We start from the raw sequence: 597 nt of genomic DNA, 5'->3' as shown, positions 1-597 counted from the left end.
CCTGGACCTCGCCGGTGGTCAGGCCCTTCGCGGACAGGGAGATCACCATCTCGTCCACGCCGGTCAGGCGCTTCTGCCGCTTCTTGACGATCTTCGGATCAAAGCTGCCCTCGCGGTCGCGGGGCACTGCTAGCTCGACCGGGCCGACGTCCGTCAGCACGGTCTTGGCCCGGGTCCCGTTGCGGCTGTTGCCTCCGTTCTTCCCGGCGGGATCGTGCTTGTCATAGCCGAGGTGGTCGGTGATCTCACCCTCCAGGGCGGACTCCAGCAGCCGCTTGGTCAGCTGCTGGAGCAGCCCACCCTCGCCGGTCAGCCGCAGGCCCTCGGCCTGAGCGCGGCCGACCAACTCGTCGATGGGCTGGTCGTCCACCTTCTTCGCCAGCTGCGGCTCAGCGGCCTTGACGGACTCGGCCTCGGTCACGTTGTCGCTGGTCATCGATGCATCTTCCTTGATCAGGAGTTACACCGATCGTTTGGCTCTGGCCCGTAGTCGGTGGTGACGCCGAGTAGCCATCCGCGATGATCTCGTGATGGATGTCAATTTTCTTATCGGGACGGTGTTTTCCGGGCTGTCGGCACTGGTCGTCGAGGACGTTA

At 64.7% G+C, this 597-nt stretch carries 1 protein-coding gene; it reads right to left on the bottom strand.

The window, feature by feature from the left end:
• A partial coding sequence (locus ACLIYP_RS30735) for a transposase (RefSeq protein ID WP_412716341.1) occupies nucleotides 1–436 on the bottom strand: 436 nt, incomplete at its 3' end.
• Nucleotides 437–597: the final 161 nt, after the last annotated feature.

This window comes from Streptomyces nanhaiensis (assembly GCF_046614825.1).
Lineage (GTDB): Bacteria > Actinomycetota > Actinomycetes > Streptomycetales > Streptomycetaceae > Streptomyces > Streptomyces radiopugnans.
This window is presented reverse-complemented; position numbering and strand designations above follow the sequence as displayed.